We start from the raw sequence: 13,951 nt of genomic DNA on the forward strand, positions 1-13,951 counted from the left end.
TAAGATGCCCGTAGTCCGTGGCTGCAACCTTCCCGACGATCTGCTTTACGACGTCGACAACAACCTCTGGTACCGCCCCGAAGGCGACGGCACCTATACCGTCGGCATGACGATGATCGCGACCGGCATGGCCGGGCAGCTTGTCGCCTTTACCGCCAAGAAGGCGGGCAAGACGGTCGGCGCCGGCAAGTCCTGCGCCACGATCGAAAGCGGCAAATGGGTCGGCCCGGCGAAACTGGCCTTCGACTCCGAGATTGTGGCCGTGAACGACGATCTGACGGCAACTCCGAAGCTGGCGAATTCCGATACCTACGGCGCGGGCTGGATGGTGAAGGTGAAACCGGCGGATGCGGGCGCCGTTTCCGCGCTGACCAAGGGCGCCGATGTCGCGGCCCCCTACGAGGCCAAGATGGCCGCCGACAGCTTTGCGGGCTGCGCCGCCTAGGCGGTGCCCTGCCCCCGGCGGCATGACTTCCGGATCGGCCCAAGGGGCCGGTTCGTTGTGACCAAGGAACCCATGCTGCCGGACGATCCGGCGAGGAGGCGAGAATGAGCGAAGACACCAATGCCAAGTCGATGTCGATCATCGTCACCAAGGGGACGCTCGACTGGGCCTATCCCCCCTTCATCCTGGCCACCACCGCCGCGGCGATGGGCCTTGATGTGACGATGTTCTTCACTTTCTACGGGCTTGCGCTGCTGAAGAAAGACCTGAACCTGAAGGTCAACCCGCTGGGCAACGCGGCGATGGAAATGCCGATGGCCGGGATGCACATGGCGATGCCGAACATCCTGGCCGCGCTGCCGGGCGCCACGGCGCTGACCACGACCATGATGAAGAACATGATCAAGAGGAAGGGCATCGCCTCGATTCAGGAGTTGCGCGATCTGGCCCTTGAGGCCGACGTCAACATGATCGCCTGCCAGATGACGATGGACCTGTTCGAATACAAGCGCGAGGACATGATCGACGGCCCCTCGGTCGGCGGCGCGGCCTCCTGGGTCGAAGTTGCGACCAAAAGCGATATCAATCTTTACATCTGACGAAAGGAACGACCATGGCCGACCAGGTTCTTGACGCGAAGGGGCTGAACTGCCCGCTTCCGATCCTGCGCACCAAGAAGGCGCTGAAAGACATGCCGACCGGCGCGACGCTGGAAGTGCTGGCGACCGACCCCGGCGCCGTGAAGGATTTCGAAGCGTTCTGCCGCACGACCGGCAACGAGCTTGTCTCGTCGAATCAGGCGGGCACCGTCTATTCCTTCGTGATCAAGCGCACCGCCTGACAGCGGCAGCCCAGACCCGGCCGGATCACGCGCAGAACTCGTCATAGAGGGCGCGAATGATCCGCCGGGTTGTCTCATCTTTCAGCGAATAGGTGATTGTCCGCCCGTCGCGGCGGCAATCGACCAGGTCATCCTCACGCAGCCGCGCGAGTTGCTTCGACACGGCCGATTGCGGCAGTTGCAGGAAATCCTCCAGCTCGCCCACGCTGACCGGCCCTTCGGCCAGACGGCAGAGGATGACAAGGCGCGCCGGGTGCGACAGCGCCTTGAGGAATTCCGTCGTCTTCTGCGCGTTCTGCAGCATGTCGCTGGCGGAAAGGCCGACGTTCTGGTCAGCCACGACGGACTCGGGGGATGGCAAGCTCATTTCGGCACGCACCATGTTGGATTTTTCGGATGATGTATCACCGACGTGACAGTCAGCAAGACCGCACAAGAAGAAAGTGCCGCTCTGACCCCGGATTTGCTCAAGCCACCGGGGTTTCGATCGCATGACCCCGAGACGGCGCCCAGTGGCTGCCGATCCTGTCCTGACCGCGCCCGCGGCTCGGCCTGATCGGCTCGCCCGTCAATAGGCCAGCCGCGTCATGCTGACCACGGCCGCAACCGTCGCGAATCCGGCGCCGACAAATTGCGCCGTCGTCGCACCCGCCATGCCAAGCTGCGCCAGCAACAGCGCCACCAGCGCCGCGCCGATCGACTGCCCCATCAGCCGCGCGACACTCAGCATTCCGCTGGCTGCGCCGCTGCGCGCCTTGGGCGCGGCGCCGATCATGGTGCGGTTGTTGGGCGCCTGGAACAACCCGAAGCCCAGGCCGCACAGCGCCATCCGCCAGGCGATATTCCACGGCGCGGGATGCGCGGGCAGCACCCCCATCAGCACGAGGCCCGCCGCCAGCAGGATCAGCCCGACCCCGCCCAACACGGCAGGCGAGCGGGTATCGGCCAGCCTCCCCGCGATCGGGGCGACCACCGCCACGGCGAGCGGCCAGGGCGTCATCAGCAGCCCCACCTCGACCGGCGGGAAGCCGTAGACCAGTTGAAACGTGAAGGGCAGCGAGACGAAGGCCAGCATCTGCGCGGCAAAGGACGCGACCGAGGTGCCGATCGACAGGCTGAACACCGGCAGCCGCAACAGGTCGAGCGGCAGCATCGGCCGCGCCACCCGGCGCGAGCGGGCCACCAGCAGCACCAGTGCCGTGACGCAGGCCGCCACCTGCGGCAGCACGACGGCCCAGGAGATGTCGTGCCCGAAACTGTCGATGATGGTGACGACCAGACCGAACCCCGTCGCGCTCAGCACCGCGTCGATCCAGTCGAAGCGTTCGTGGGCGCGGTCGCTGTCGGGCAGGCTGCGCCAGCCCAGCGCCACCACCAGCACCCCCAGCGGCAGGTTGATCGCGAACAGCCAGCGCCAACTGACCACCGCCAGCGCGAACCCCGCGATGGCCGGGCCCGCGGTCGAGGCCGCAGCCACCACCAGGGCGTTGATGCCGATCGCCGCGCCGAACTTCGCCTTGGGCACGGTGTAGCGCAGCACCGCCGCATTCACGCTCATCAACCCGGCGCCGCCGAGGCCCTGCACGATCCGCGCGATGGTCAGCGTGGTCAGCCCGCCCGCCAGCACGCAGCCCAGCGAGGCAACGGTGAACAGCGCGATGCCCAGCAGGTAGACCCGGCGATAGCCGAAAATCTCGCCCAGCGCCGACAGCGGCAACAGCGCCATGACGATCGCCAATTGGTAACCGTTGACGATCCAGATCGAGGTCGCGGCGGGGGCCGAAAACTCCTGCGCGATGGTCGGCAGCGCGACATTGGCGATGGTGCCGTCCAGCACGGCCAGCGTCAGGCCAAGGATGATGGTGGCCCAGGCGAGCCGCCGCCGCGGCATGGGCAGGCCGTCGCGCTCGGACAGCGCGGCCCCTGCGGCCGCTCCGCGCATCGTTCCCTGATCGGTCGCCACCATGCCGTCCCCCTGTCGCCGCGGGCAGATGCGCAACGCACCGAACGACGGGCGGAACATATCGCCGCACCTGCCAGCGTCCAGCCCCGAATCAATCGTCGGTGAACACGTCGGTGCGATGCGGGGCACAAGGCCCGCCTCTGGACCGCCCGGCCCGGCCCGCATAGGCTCGGCCCGAAAGGGGGGCCCATGCTGCGCTTCGTTGTCTTGCGTCTGGGCTCGCTGGGGCTGAGCCTCGTCGTGGCGAGCCTGGTCATCTTTGCCGTCGTGCAGGTGATCCCCGGCGATCCGGCCAGCTTCATGATGGGCCTGAATGCGACGCCCGAGGCGGTCGAGGCGCTGCGCAAGGTGCTGGGGCTGACCGGCACGCTGCCCTGGCGCTATCTGCACTGGGTCGCGGGGATGCTGACGGGTGATCTTGGCACCTCTTACACCTACCGCGTGCCGGTGGCGGGGCTGGTGCAGGAGCGGTTGCAGGTGTCCCTGCCGCTGACGGTTTACGCGCTGATCCTGTCCACCGCGCTGGCGCTGCCCGCCGGGATGCTGGCCGCCGCGCGGCGCGGGCGCGCAGCGGATGTGACGATCATGGGCGTGACCCAGTTCGGTATCGCGGTGCCGAACTTCTGGTTCGCCATGCTGCTGGTGCTGCTCTTTGCGCTGCGGCTGCACTGGCTGCCGGCCGGGGGCTTTCCCGGCTGGCAGGCGGGGCTCTGGCCCGGCCTGCGCGCGCTGACCTTGCCCGCGGTGGCGCTGGCCCTGCCACAGGCAGCGATCCTCGCCCGCATCATGCGCTCGGCGCTGATCGACACGCTGGGGCAGGATTTCATCCGCGCCGCCCGCGCCAAGGGGCTGAGCCCGGGCCAGACCGTGCGCCGCCACGCACTTCGCAATGCGCTGATCCCAGTGCTGACGATCCTTGGCCTGCAATTCTCGTTCCTGCTGGCGGGCGCGATCATCATCGAAAACGTGTTCTACCTGCCCGGCCTCGGGCGACTGATCTTTCAGGGCATCACCCAGCGCGACCTGATCGTGGTGCAGTCGGTGGTGATGCTGCTGGTCGCCGCCGTCATCGTGGTGAACTTCACGGTCGAGATCGCCTATGCGCTGGTCGATCCGCGCCTGAGGCGATCTGCATGAGGGGGCGGGCAGGCTTGTTCATCGGCGGCGCGCTGGCCGGTTTCTTCCTCGCGCTCGCGCTGATCTCCTACGTCTGGACGCCCTTCCCCTATGCCGCGATGGACATCGCCGCCAAATTCCGCCCCCCCGGCGGGGCGCACTGGCTTGGCACCGACCAGTTCGGCCGCGACGTGGCGGCGCAACTGATGGTGGGCGCGCGCACCTCGATCGCGGTTGCGATCGTCGCGGTCGGCATCGGCATCGCGGGTGGCGTGCCGCTTGGCCTCTGGGCGGCGGCGGTGCGCGGAACCTGGGTGGATGAGGTGATCCAGAGGGGCGGCGATCTGGTCTTTGCCTTCCCCTCGCTGGTCATCGCGATCCTGATCACCGCGGTCTTTGGCCCCTCGGCGCTGAACGCGATCCTTGCTATCGGCATCTTCAACATCCCGGTCTTCGCGCGGGTGACACGGGCCGGGGCGCTCAGCCTCTGGACGCTGGATTACATCCGCGCGGCGCGGCTGGCGGGCAAGGGCCGCGCCCGGATTTCGGTGGAACACATCCTGCCCAACGTCGCGAATCTGCTGATCGTGCAGGGCACCATCCAGTTCTCGCTGGGCATTCTGGCCGAGGCGGGGCTCAGCTACGTCGGCCTTGGCGCGCAGCCGCCGACGCCAAGCTGGGGCCGGATGCTGGCCGACAGCCAGACCCTGATCGGCCTTGCGCCGCAGTTGGCGATCTTCCCCGGCGCGGCGATCGTGCTGACGGTGCTGGGGCTGAACCTGATGGGCGACGGCTTGCGCGACCTGCTGGACCCAAGGCTGAGGCGGCGGGCATGACGCTGCTGTCGGTGCGCGATCTTTCCGTGACGATCCACGGCAAGCCGATCCTGCACGGCCTGTCGTTCGACATGGCCGCAGGCGAGGTGTTCGGGTTGGTCGGCGAAAGCGGGTCCGGCAAGTCGATGACGGCGCTGGCGCTGATGCAATTGCTGCCACATGGGTCTGCGGCGGGCGGTCGCGCGCTGCTGGCGGGCGACGACTTGCTGGCGCTGTCGGAACGGCGGATGTGCGGGCTGCGCGGCCGCGAGATCGGCATGATCTTTCAGGAACCGATGACGGCGCTGGATCCGCTGAAGACGATCGGCGATCAGGTGGCCGAAGCACTGGTGATCCACGGCGCCGCCCGCCGGGGCGAGGCGTTGCGGGTGGCGCGCGAACGGCTGGACCGGGTCGGATTGCTGGAGGAACGCTTCCCCCTCGGCCGCTACCCGCACGAATTGTCGGGTGGCCAGCGTCAGCGGGTCTGCATCGCGATGGCCGTTGCGTTGCGCCCGAAGCTGTTGATCGCCGACGAACCCACGACCGCGCTTGACGTGACGACGCAGGCGCAGATTCTCGACCTGCTGAAAGGGCTGGTGGAAGAGGACCGGATGGCGCTGATGCTGATCACCCACGATCTGGCGGTGGTGGCGGGCATGGCGACCCGTGTCGCGGTGATGCAGGCCGGGCAGATCGTTGAAGCTGGCGCGACCGAGGCCGTGTTCCGCCAGCCCCGGCACCCCTATACCCGCGCGCTGTTCGCGGCCTCGGGCCACCGGCCCGCGCGTCGCGCCAGCGTGACTGCTGATCCGGTGCTGACGGTGAAGGCCGCCACCCGCCGCTACCCCCTGCCCCACCGCCCCTTTGCGCGGCCGCGCTGGTTCGAGGCGGTGCGCAGCGTCAGCTTCACGCTGCACGCGGGCGAAAGCCTCGGGCTGGTGGGCGAAAGCGGCTGCGGCAAGTCCACCCTCGCCCGTGCGGTGCTCGGGCTCGACCCGTTGCAGGGCGGCGCGATCCGGCTCTTCGGCACCAAGGATGTGGGGCCGGATATGCCGAACGCCCTGCGTGCCGGGTTGCAGGCGGTGTTTCAGGATCCCTATGGCAGCTTCAACCCGCGCTGGACGGTGGCGCGGCTGGTGGCGGAACCCTTCCATCTGATGCCCACCCCGCCAGCCGACCCAAGCGAACGGGTCGGCGCGGCACTGACCGAGGTCGGCCTGTCGCCCGCCGACGCCAGCCGCTACATCCACGAGTTTTCCGGCGGCCAGCGGCAACGCATCGCCATCGCCCGCGCCCTGATCACCCGGCCCGACGTGATCGTGCTGGACGAGGCGGTCTCGGCGCTTGACGTGCGGGTGCGGGCGCAGATCCTCGACCTGCTCGCCGACCTTCAGGCCCGCCGCGGGATGAGCTATCTGTTCATCAGCCACGACCTGTCGGTGGTCCGCGCCATCACCGACCGGGTGATGGTGATGCGGGCGGGTGAAATCGTCGAGACGGGGCCGACCGACCGTGTGCTCGACGCGCCCGAACACCCCTATACGCGGGAACTGGTGGCGGCGGCACCGCGCCTGCCCCCCGACTGGATGGAGAACACCGATGCCGCTTGACCGCCTCTGGTTCGATCCCGCGCAGGTCTTCATCGGCGGGCGCTGGCTGTCCGTCGCCGCAACCCTGCCGCTGGAAGACCCCTCGACCGGGGTGCAGATCGGCGCCATCGCGCGCGGCGGCACGGCCGAGATCGACGCGGCCGTCGCGGCGGCCGAGGCGGCTTTGCGCGGCGACTGGGGCCGGATGACGGCGGCCGAGCGCGGCCGGGTGCTGGCCCGGATCGGGCGGCTGGTGCAGGACCGGGCCGACGATCTGGCGGTGCTGGAGGCGCGCGATGTCGGCAAGCCGCTGAAGCAGGCGAAGGCCGACGCCCTGGCGCTGGCCCGCTACATGGAGTTCTACGCCGGTGCTGCCGACAAGGTGATGGGCGAGACGATCCCCTACCTTGAGGGCTACACCGTCTACACGCTGCGCGAGCCGCACGGGGTGACGGGGCACATCATCCCGTGGAACTACCCGATGCAGATCATCGGCCGCTCGGTCGGTGCGGCGCTGGCAATGGGCAACGCCTGCGTGCTGAAACCGGCCGAGGAGGCCTGCCTGACCGCGCTGGCCTTCGCACGGCTGGCCGAGGCGGCGGGGCTGCCTGCGGGCGCGCTGAACGTGGTGCCGGGGCTGGGCGAAGAGGCGGGCGCCGCGCTGACCGCGCATACGGGGGTGCGGCACCTGAGCTTTACCGGGTCGGTCGGCGTCGGGCAGATGGTGCAGGCGGCGGCGCGCAACGTGGTGCCGGTGACGCTGGAACTGGGCGGCAAGTCGCCGCAGGTGGTCTTTGCCGACGCCGACTTGGACCGGGCGCTGCCCTTCCTTGTCAACGCGGGCATCCAGAACGCCGGGCAGACCTGTTCGGCCGCGTCGCGCATTCTGGTGGAACGGTCGCGCTATGCCGAGGTGGTGGACCGGATGGCGGCGCGCTACGCCGCGCTGCGGGTCGGCCCGGCAATGGCGGACCTTGATCTTGGCCCGCTGATCTCGGACCGCCAGAAAGAGATCGTGGAGGGCTTCCTGAGCCTGTCGGGTGACCTGACGGTCGCCGCGCGGGGCCAGATCGTGGCGGATGCGCCGAAAGGCGGCCACTACGTCGCGCCGGTGCTGCTGGCCGATGTGCACCCCGAACACCGGCTGGCGCGCGAGGAGATTTTCGGACCGGTGCAGGTGGTGATTCCGTTCGAGGGCGAGGCGGAGGCGGTGGCGATCGCCAACGGCACCGGCTACGGGCTGGTGGCCGGCTGCTGGACCGAGAACGGGCCGCGCGGCTTTCGCATGGCCAGGCGGTTACGCGCGGGGCAGGTGTTCCTGAACACCTACGGCGCGGGCGGCGGGGTGGAACTGCCCTTCGGCGGCGTCGGCAAGTCGGGCCACGGCCGCGAAAAGGGGTTCGAGGCGCTTTTTGGCTTCTCCACTCTCAAGACCGTCGCGGCGCACCACGGCTGAGCGGGGCCCGATTTTTCGCGAAAAAATCGGTTCGTTTTTGCGGCGCAAAAACGCGCCCGGCGTTACACCGAGCGCGTGATGCCGCCATCCACCCGCAGGTTCTGCCCGGTGATGTAGCCCGCCGCATCCGAGGCGAGGAACGACACCACACCCGCGATTTCGGCAACCCGGCCGTAGCGGCCCATCGGAATGCGGGCGCGGATCGCCTCGGTCTCGGGGAAGCTGTCGATGAAGCCGGGCAGGATGTTGTTCATGCGGATGTTTTCGGCGGCGTAGCGGTCGGCGAAAAGCTTGGTGAACGACGCAAGGCCCGCGCGGAACACGCCCGAGGTGGGAAAGGCAGGCTCCGGCTCGAACGCCGCGAAGGTCGAGATGTTGATGATGACGCCCGCCTTCTGCGCCTGCATCACCGGCGTGACCAGCCGCGTCGGGCGCACGGCGGACAGGAAATAGACCTCCATCCCGCGGTGCCAGTCGTCGTCGGTCAGCTCCAGCACGGGGCCGCGTGGCCCGTGACCCGCGCTGTTCACCAGCACGTCGATGCGGCCCCAGCGATCCAGCGTGGCGTCGATCAACCGCTTCACGTCGTCGTTGGACTGGTTCGACCCGGTCACGCCAAGGCCGCCCAACTCGCGCCCCAGCACCTCGCCCTTGCCCGAGGAGGACAGGATCGCCACCTTGAAGCCATCCTCGGCCAGCTTGCGCGCAGCGCCCGCGCCCATGCCGCTGCCGCCCGCCGTGATCACCGCCACCTTGTCCATCGTCGTCGTCCTTCACCTGTTGCGCCCCCCTTGGGTGCCACGGGGGGCCGACCACGGCAACTCCCCTCTTGCCTTCGCGCGCCCGTCGGGCAGGGTGGACGCCGGGCAAGCGGAGGAAGCGGATGCGGCTGGCGGGCAAGACGGCAATCGTCACGGGCGGCGGATCAGGCTTTGGCGCGGGCATCGCGCGGGCCTTTGCGGCCGAGGGCGCGCGGGTGATGGTGGCCGACCTCGACGAGGCTGCGGCGCGGGCGGTGGCGGCCGAGATCGGCGGGCTGGCGCAGGCCGTGGACGTGAGCCGCGATGCCGCGGTGCGGGCGATGGCCGAGGCGGCCTTTGCCGCCTTCGGGCAACTCGACATTCTGGTGAACAACGCCGGGATCACGCATCTGCCGATGCCGATGGAGGACGTCACCGAGGACGAATTCGACCGGGTGCTGGCGGTCAACGCGAAGTCGGTCTACCTGACCGCGCGCCACATCGTGCCGCGCATGAAGGCGGCGCGGGCAGGGGCGATCCTCAACATCGCCTCGACCGCCGGGATCAGCCCGCGGCCGCGGCTGAGCTGGTATAACGCCTCGAAGGGCTGGATGATCACGGCGACCAAGGCAATGGCGGTGGAACTTGCGCCGAGCGGCGTGCGGGTGAACGCGCTCTGCCCGGTGGCGGGCGAGACGCCGCTGCTGAAACGCTTCATGGGCGAGGACACGCCGGAAATGCGGGCAAAGTTTCTGGCCACCATCCCGCTCGGCCGGTTCTCGACCCCCGCCGACATGGGCGCGGCGGCGCTGTTCCTGTGCTCGGACGAGGCGTCGATGGTCACCGGAGTCGCGATGGAAGTGGACGGCGGGCGCTGTATCTGACGCGGTTGGGGGGGCAAACAGATGAGTATTTTTGCCAAGAAGAATTGAGGGACTCGCGATGAAGCCGGGTCCGCGCAACCTGATCACCGATGTCGAGAGGCTCCTGGTCGGCAATGCCGGGGATCACACCCTGCGCTCGGGCGCAACGGTGCTGGTCGGGACGCGTCCTTTCGTGGCCGCCGTGAACGTGATGGGCGGCGCGCCGGGCACGCGCGAGACCGATCTGCTGGCGCCCGACCGGCTGGTGCAGGAGGTCGATGCGCTGGTGCTGGCGGGCGGCTCGGCCTTCGGGCTGGATGCGGCCTCGGGCGTGGCGGATGGCTTGCGCGAGAGGGGGCGCGGATTCGCGGTGGGCGACATCCGGGTGCCGATCGTGCCGGGGGCGATCCTGTTCGATCTGCTGAACGGCGGCGACAAGGGCTGGCACGAGAACCCCTACAAGCGGTTGGGGCGCGCGGCACTGGACGCGGCGGCGGCGGAGTTTGAACTGGGCACGGCGGGGGCGGGAACCGGGGCGACCACCGGCAATCTGAAGGGCGGGCTCGGCTCGGCCTCGGCGGTGCTGGGCAACGGGATCACCGTGGGCGCGCTGGTGGCGGTGAATGCACTGGGGCGCGTGACGGTGGGGGACGGCCCGCAGTTCTGGGCGGCACCGTGGGAAATTGACGATGAGTTCGGCGGGCTGGGTCTGCCGGGCGGGTTCATGGCAACGGCCGAGCCGAGGCCCGGCAAGCGGATGGGCGAAGCGACGACCATCGCCATCGTCGCCACCGACGCGGTGCTGACCCAGGCGCAGGCGCTGCGAATGGCGACCGCCGCGCAGGACGGGATGGCGCGGGCGATCGTGCCGAGCCATACGCCGTTCGACGGCGATCTGGTCTTTGCGGTGGCGACGGGGGCAAGGGCGCTGCCCGACCCGGCGACGGACCCGTTTCTGCTGGGTCACGCCGCGGCCTGTTGCCTTGCCCGCGCCATCGCCCGGGCGGTCTTCGCGGCACGGGCGAGGCCGGGCGATCTGCAGCCAGTGTGGTCGATGCTTCGCCATTGAGTGGCTTGCGGGCGGATCGGCACCTCGCCTAGCATGGCGGCATTATCAACCCTTTCTTGAGAGCTTTGCCGATGAAAACCTTGTTTGCCGCCACCGCCCTTGTCCTGTGCACCGCGATCGCCGTGCAGGCCGATGAAACCGAAGATTCGCTGAAAAGCGCGCTGACCTCCTATCAGGCCGGCAAGCTGAAAGAGGCGATGGACGACCTGGCCTATGCCCAGCAACTGATCCAGACCAAACGCGCGACCGCCCTGGCCGCGATCCTGCCGGCCGCGCCGGACGGCTGGACCCGCACCGACAATGCCGATGTCAACGCGGGGCTGAACATCCTGGGCGGCGGGGTCGGCGTCGAGGCCGATTACAGTGGCGACGGGGTGGAGTTCAAGATCACCGTGATGGCGAACAACGCGATGGTGGCCTCGATGGCGACGATGCTGGGCAATACCGCGATGATGGCGCAGATGGGCAAGATCACCAAGGTCGGAGACCGGAAATTCGTGAATCAGGACGGGCAGTTGTCGGGTCTGGTCGGAACGCAGGTGCTGGTGCAGGCGCAAGGCGCCGACGTCGAGAAGATGATCCCGATCCTGTCGAAGATCGACTTTGCGGCGCTGGAGAAGTTCGGCTCATAGCCCGCCGAGCAGCGTTTCGATCAGCGCGGAATCGGGCCGGGTCAGGTCGTCAACCACGTTGAAGTGGTGCAGGCGCGGCGCAATGTGGCCGGGGCATTGCCAGGCCTCCGCCAGCCAGCGCGCCTGGTCGAGGAAGGCGGGGCGTTCGATGCCGCCGACCCAGACCGTCACATCGGTTCCCGCGCGGCGGTCCAGCAGCGCGGGGCTTTCCGCCGCCGCCTCGGCCGCGTCGAGGTGCAGGGTGGCGTTCATCTGCGTCGCCCGCAGCGGCCGCAGGTCGGAGAGCGGCGAGATCGGCACCACGCGGGCAATGCGGGCGGCAACCTCGGGTGGCAGCGGCGCATCGGCGCAGGCCATGCGGGCGGACAGGTGGCCGCCCGCGGAATGGCCGGTGATGGCGATCGGGCCCGCAACGTCCTGTGCCGCGCGGGCGATGGCCTGCCCGACCTCGGTGGTCATGGTGGCGATGCGGGCCTCGGGCGCCAGGGTATAACCCGGCAGGGCGCAGGCCCAGCCGCGGTCGAGGGTGCCTTGGGCGAGGTGCGACCAGTCGCGCGGGCTGGTTTCCATCCAGTAGCCGCCGTGGATGAAGATCATCAGACCTCGCGGCGGGCCGTCAGGCCGGAACAGGTCCAGCCATTGGCGGGCGCCCGGTCCGTAGGGGATGCCGAGCCGGGCGCGAGGGCCTTGCGCGGCGCGGAAGGCTTCGGCCTCGGCGGCCCAGCGGATCGGGTAGGTGTCGGCACCGGCGATGAAGGCGCCGTTGGAATAGGCCAGATCGACGTCCGCCATTCTGCGTCCCCGGTTCGGCGCGTTACTGGACAAAATGCCCGGCCCCGTGCATTGCAGGAGCCAGCACATTTCAGGGAGGCCCCCATGCTCGATTCCGTAACCGATCTGCGCGCGCTACTGAAGGACCCTTCGCTGCTGGCGACCAAAGCCTATGTCGCGGGCGAGTGGATCGACGCCGACGACGGCACCACCTTTCCGGTTACCAATCCCGCCCGCGGCGACGTGATCTGCGAGGTGCCGAACCTTTCCCGCGCCGAAACCGCGCGCGCGATTGCCGCCGCCGAGGTGGCGCAGAAGGAATGGGCCGCCCGCACCGGCAAGGAACGCGCCGCGGTGTTGCGCAAGTGGTTCGACCTGATGATGGCGAACCAGGACGATCTGGGCCGCATCCTGACCGCCGAGATGGGCAAGCCCCTCGCCGAGGCCAAGGGCGAGGTCGCCTATGGCGCCTCCTATGTCGAATGGTTCGCCGAAGAGGCCAAGCGGGTTTACGGCGAGACGATCCCCGGCCATCAGCGCGACAAGCGCATCACGGTGATCAAGCAACCGATCGGCGTGGTGGGCTCGATCACGCCGTGGAACTTTCCCAACGCGATGATCGCGCGCAAATGCGCGCCCGCGCTGGCGGTGGGCTGCGCCTTCGTCGCGCGCCCTGCGGCGGAAACACCGCTCTCCGCTCTTGCGATGGCCGTGCTGGCGGAACGCGCGGGGCTGCCGAAGGGCATCTTCAGTGTGATCACCTCGAAGAAATCCTCCGACATCGGGAAAGAGTTCTGCGAGAACCCGATCGTGCGCAAGCTGACCTTCACCGGCTCGACCGAGGTGGGGCGCATCCTGCTGCGGCAGGCGGCCGAGCAGGTGATGAAATGCTCGATGGAACTGGGCGGCAACGCGCCGTTCATCGTGTTCGACGACGCCGATCTGGATGCCGCCGTGGTCGGTGCGATGATCTCCAAGTTCCGCAACAACGGCCAGACCTGCGTCTGCGCCAACCGCATCTATGTGCAGGCCGGGGTCTATGACGCCTTTGCGGCCAAGCTGGCGGTTGCGGTGAAGAAGCTGAAGGTCGGCGACGGGCTGGTCGAAGGCTCGGAAGCCGGGCCGCTGATCAACGAGGCGGCGGTGGAAAAGGTCGAGGACCACATCGCCAACATTCTTGCCGGCGGCGGCAAGATCGTGACCGGCGGCCATCGCCATGCGCTGGGCGGCACCTTCTTCGAGCCGACCGTGGTGACGGGTGTGACGCCCGACATGAAGGTGTCGACCGAGGAAACCTTTGGCCCGCTGGCCCCGCTTTACAAGTTCGAGACCGAGGAAGAGGCGATCCGGCTGGCCAATGACACCATCTTCGGGCTGGCGAGCTACTTCTACGCCCGCGACATCGGGCGGATCACGCGGGTGCAGGAAGGGCTGGAATACGGCATGGTGGGCGTGAACACCGGCCTGATTTCCACCGAAGTGGCGCCGTTCGGCGGCGTCAAGCAATCCGGGCTGGGGCGCGAAGGGTCGCACCACGGGATCGAGGATTATCTGGAGATGAAGTACATCTGCCTGAGCGTGTGAGGGCGGATGACGCATCGCGAGACCGGGCGGCGGGGGCAGGTGCCTTTGCGGCCCCTTGTGTCGG

15 protein-coding genes are annotated in these 13,951 nt (G+C 68.6%); 11 read left to right on the top strand and 4 right to left on the bottom strand.

Features of this window, described 5'->3' with window-relative positions:
- Positions 1–4 precede the first annotated feature (4 nt).
- From AC11WY_RS05400 to AC11WY_RS05410, 3 genes are all read left to right on the top strand, one after another.
- On the top strand, positions 5–445 hold the full coding sequence (locus AC11WY_RS05400; RefSeq protein ID WP_482923320.1) for a biotin/lipoyl attachment domain-containing protein: 441 nt from the start codon (positions 5–7) through the stop codon (positions 443–445).
- 104 nt (positions 446–549) lie between these two features.
- Complete coding sequence (dsrE2, locus tag AC11WY_RS05405) at positions 550–1,044, top strand: sulfur carrier protein DsrE2 (RefSeq protein WP_482923321.1); 495 nt, start codon at positions 550–552, stop codon at positions 1,042–1,044.
- A gap of 14 nt (positions 1,045–1,058) precedes the next feature.
- On the top strand, positions 1,059–1,286 hold the full coding sequence (locus tag AC11WY_RS05410) for a sulfurtransferase TusA family protein (RefSeq protein WP_482923322.1): 228 nt from the start codon (positions 1,059–1,061) through the stop codon (positions 1,284–1,286).
- Positions 1,287–1,311: 25 nt separating this feature from the next.
- On the opposite strand, the gene AC11WY_RS05415 is transcribed toward AC11WY_RS05410, so the two are convergent.
- Positions 1,312–1,626 carry an ArsR/SmtB family transcription factor gene (locus tag AC11WY_RS05415; RefSeq protein ID WP_482923323.1) on the bottom strand — a complete coding sequence of 105 codons (315 nt, stop codon included), beginning with the start codon at positions 1,624–1,626 and terminating at the stop codon, positions 1,312–1,314.
- Between the two features lie 228 nt (positions 1,627–1,854).
- Positions 1,855–3,252: an MFS transporter gene (locus tag AC11WY_RS05420; protein WP_482923324.1), complete on the bottom strand. Its 1,398-nt coding sequence runs from the start codon at positions 3,250–3,252 to the stop codon at positions 1,855–1,857.
- Positions 3,253–3,438: 186 nt separating this feature from the next.
- Here AC11WY_RS05420 and AC11WY_RS05425 point away from each other — a divergent pair, with 186 nt between their 5' ends.
- From AC11WY_RS05425 to AC11WY_RS05440, 4 genes are read left to right on the top strand one after another with little or no spacing between them, the layout of a single operon-like run.
- Positions 3,439–4,386 carry an ABC transporter permease gene (locus tag AC11WY_RS05425; protein ID WP_482923325.1) on the top strand — a complete coding sequence of 316 codons (948 nt, stop codon included), beginning with the start codon at positions 3,439–3,441 and terminating at the stop codon, positions 4,384–4,386.
- Complete coding sequence (locus AC11WY_RS05430) at positions 4,383–5,201, top strand: ABC transporter permease (RefSeq protein WP_482923326.1); 819 nt, start codon at positions 4,383–4,385, stop codon at positions 5,199–5,201. Before AC11WY_RS05425 ends, AC11WY_RS05430 begins: the two co-directional genes overlap by 4 nt.
- Positions 5,198–6,793: an ABC transporter ATP-binding protein gene (locus tag AC11WY_RS05435; RefSeq protein WP_482923328.1), complete on the top strand. Its 1,596-nt coding sequence runs from the start codon at positions 5,198–5,200 to the stop codon at positions 6,791–6,793. The genes AC11WY_RS05430 and AC11WY_RS05435 overlap by 4 nt, the downstream gene beginning before the upstream one ends.
- Positions 6,783–8,228 carry an aldehyde dehydrogenase family protein gene (locus tag AC11WY_RS05440; RefSeq protein WP_482923330.1) on the top strand — a complete coding sequence of 482 codons (1,446 nt, stop codon included), beginning with the start codon at positions 6,783–6,785 and terminating at the stop codon, positions 8,226–8,228. Before AC11WY_RS05435 ends, AC11WY_RS05440 begins: the two co-directional genes overlap by 11 nt.
- Before the next feature lie 62 nt (positions 8,229–8,290).
- On the opposite strand, the gene AC11WY_RS05445 is transcribed toward AC11WY_RS05440, so the two are convergent.
- Entirely contained in the window at positions 8,291–8,989 is a 699-nt protein-coding gene (locus AC11WY_RS05445) for an SDR family oxidoreductase (protein WP_482923331.1), read from the bottom strand.
- Between the two features lie 122 nt (positions 8,990–9,111).
- Here AC11WY_RS05445 and AC11WY_RS05450 point away from each other — a divergent pair, with 122 nt between their 5' ends.
- The 3 genes from AC11WY_RS05450 (at position 9,112) to AC11WY_RS05460 (ending at position 11,532) form a co-directional block, all read left to right on the top strand.
- Complete coding sequence (locus AC11WY_RS05450) at positions 9,112–9,852, top strand: glucose 1-dehydrogenase (protein WP_482923333.1); 741 nt, start codon at positions 9,112–9,114, stop codon at positions 9,850–9,852.
- A 58-nt stretch (positions 9,853–9,910) separates the two neighbouring features.
- Positions 9,911–10,900 (top strand): P1 family peptidase, encoded by a 990-nt coding sequence (locus AC11WY_RS05455; protein WP_482923335.1) that lies wholly within the window; start codon positions 9,911–9,913, stop codon positions 10,898–10,900.
- A 71-nt stretch (positions 10,901–10,971) separates the two neighbouring features.
- On the top strand, positions 10,972–11,532 hold the full coding sequence (locus AC11WY_RS05460; protein ID WP_482923337.1) for a hypothetical protein: 561 nt from the start codon (positions 10,972–10,974) through the stop codon (positions 11,530–11,532).
- On the opposite strand, the gene AC11WY_RS05465 is transcribed toward AC11WY_RS05460, so the two are convergent.
- Positions 11,527–12,324, bottom strand: a complete 798-nt coding sequence (locus AC11WY_RS05465; protein WP_482923339.1) for an alpha/beta hydrolase — start codon at positions 12,322–12,324, stop codon at positions 11,527–11,529. The genes AC11WY_RS05460 and AC11WY_RS05465 overlap by 6 nt on opposite strands.
- Positions 12,325–12,408: 84 nt before the next feature.
- On the opposite strand from AC11WY_RS05465, the gene AC11WY_RS05470 reads away from it, so the two are divergent.
- Positions 12,409–13,887 (top strand): NAD-dependent succinate-semialdehyde dehydrogenase, encoded by a 1,479-nt coding sequence (locus tag AC11WY_RS05470; protein WP_482923341.1) that lies wholly within the window; start codon positions 12,409–12,411, stop codon positions 13,885–13,887.
- Positions 13,888–13,951 lie beyond the last annotated feature (64 nt).

The sequence above is a fragment of the Solirhodobacter sp. genome (genome assembly GCF_964715405.1).

Coding starts and splice junctions, on each gene's coding strand:
- AC11WY_RS05425 (WP_482923325.1), top strand. CDS start 3,439: ATGCTGCGCTTCGTTGTCTTGCGTCTGGGCTCGCTGGGGCTGAGCCTC.
- AC11WY_RS05440 (WP_482923330.1), top strand. CDS start 6,783: ATGCCGCTTGACCGCCTCTGGTTCGATCCCGCGCAGGTCTTCATCGGC.
- AC11WY_RS05400 (WP_482923320.1), top strand. CDS start 5: ATGCCCGTAGTCCGTGGCTGCAACCTTCCCGACGATCTGCTTTACGAC.
- AC11WY_RS05460 (WP_482923337.1), top strand. CDS start 10,972: ATGAAAACCTTGTTTGCCGCCACCGCCCTTGTCCTGTGCACCGCGATC.
- AC11WY_RS05445 (WP_482923331.1), bottom strand. CDS start 8,989: ATGGACAAGGTGGCGGTGATCACGGCGGGCGGCAGCGGCATGGGCGCG.
- AC11WY_RS05455 (WP_482923335.1), top strand. CDS start 9,911: ATGAAGCCGGGTCCGCGCAACCTGATCACCGATGTCGAGAGGCTCCTG.
- AC11WY_RS05420 (WP_482923324.1), bottom strand. CDS start 3,252: ATGGTGGCGACCGATCAGGGAACGATGCGCGGAGCGGCCGCAGGGGCC.
- AC11WY_RS05435 (WP_482923328.1), top strand. CDS start 5,198: ATGACGCTGCTGTCGGTGCGCGATCTTTCCGTGACGATCCACGGCAAG.
- AC11WY_RS05465 (WP_482923339.1), bottom strand. CDS start 12,324: ATGGCGGACGTCGATCTGGCCTATTCCAACGGCGCCTTCATCGCCGGT.
- AC11WY_RS05430 (WP_482923326.1), top strand. CDS start 4,383: ATGAGGGGGCGGGCAGGCTTGTTCATCGGCGGCGCGCTGGCCGGTTTC.
- dsrE2 (WP_482923321.1), top strand. CDS start 550: ATGAGCGAAGACACCAATGCCAAGTCGATGTCGATCATCGTCACCAAG.
- AC11WY_RS05450 (WP_482923333.1), top strand. CDS start 9,112: ATGCGGCTGGCGGGCAAGACGGCAATCGTCACGGGCGGCGGATCAGGC.
- AC11WY_RS05470 (WP_482923341.1), top strand. CDS start 12,409: ATGCTCGATTCCGTAACCGATCTGCGCGCGCTACTGAAGGACCCTTCG.
- AC11WY_RS05410 (WP_482923322.1), top strand. CDS start 1,059: ATGGCCGACCAGGTTCTTGACGCGAAGGGGCTGAACTGCCCGCTTCCG.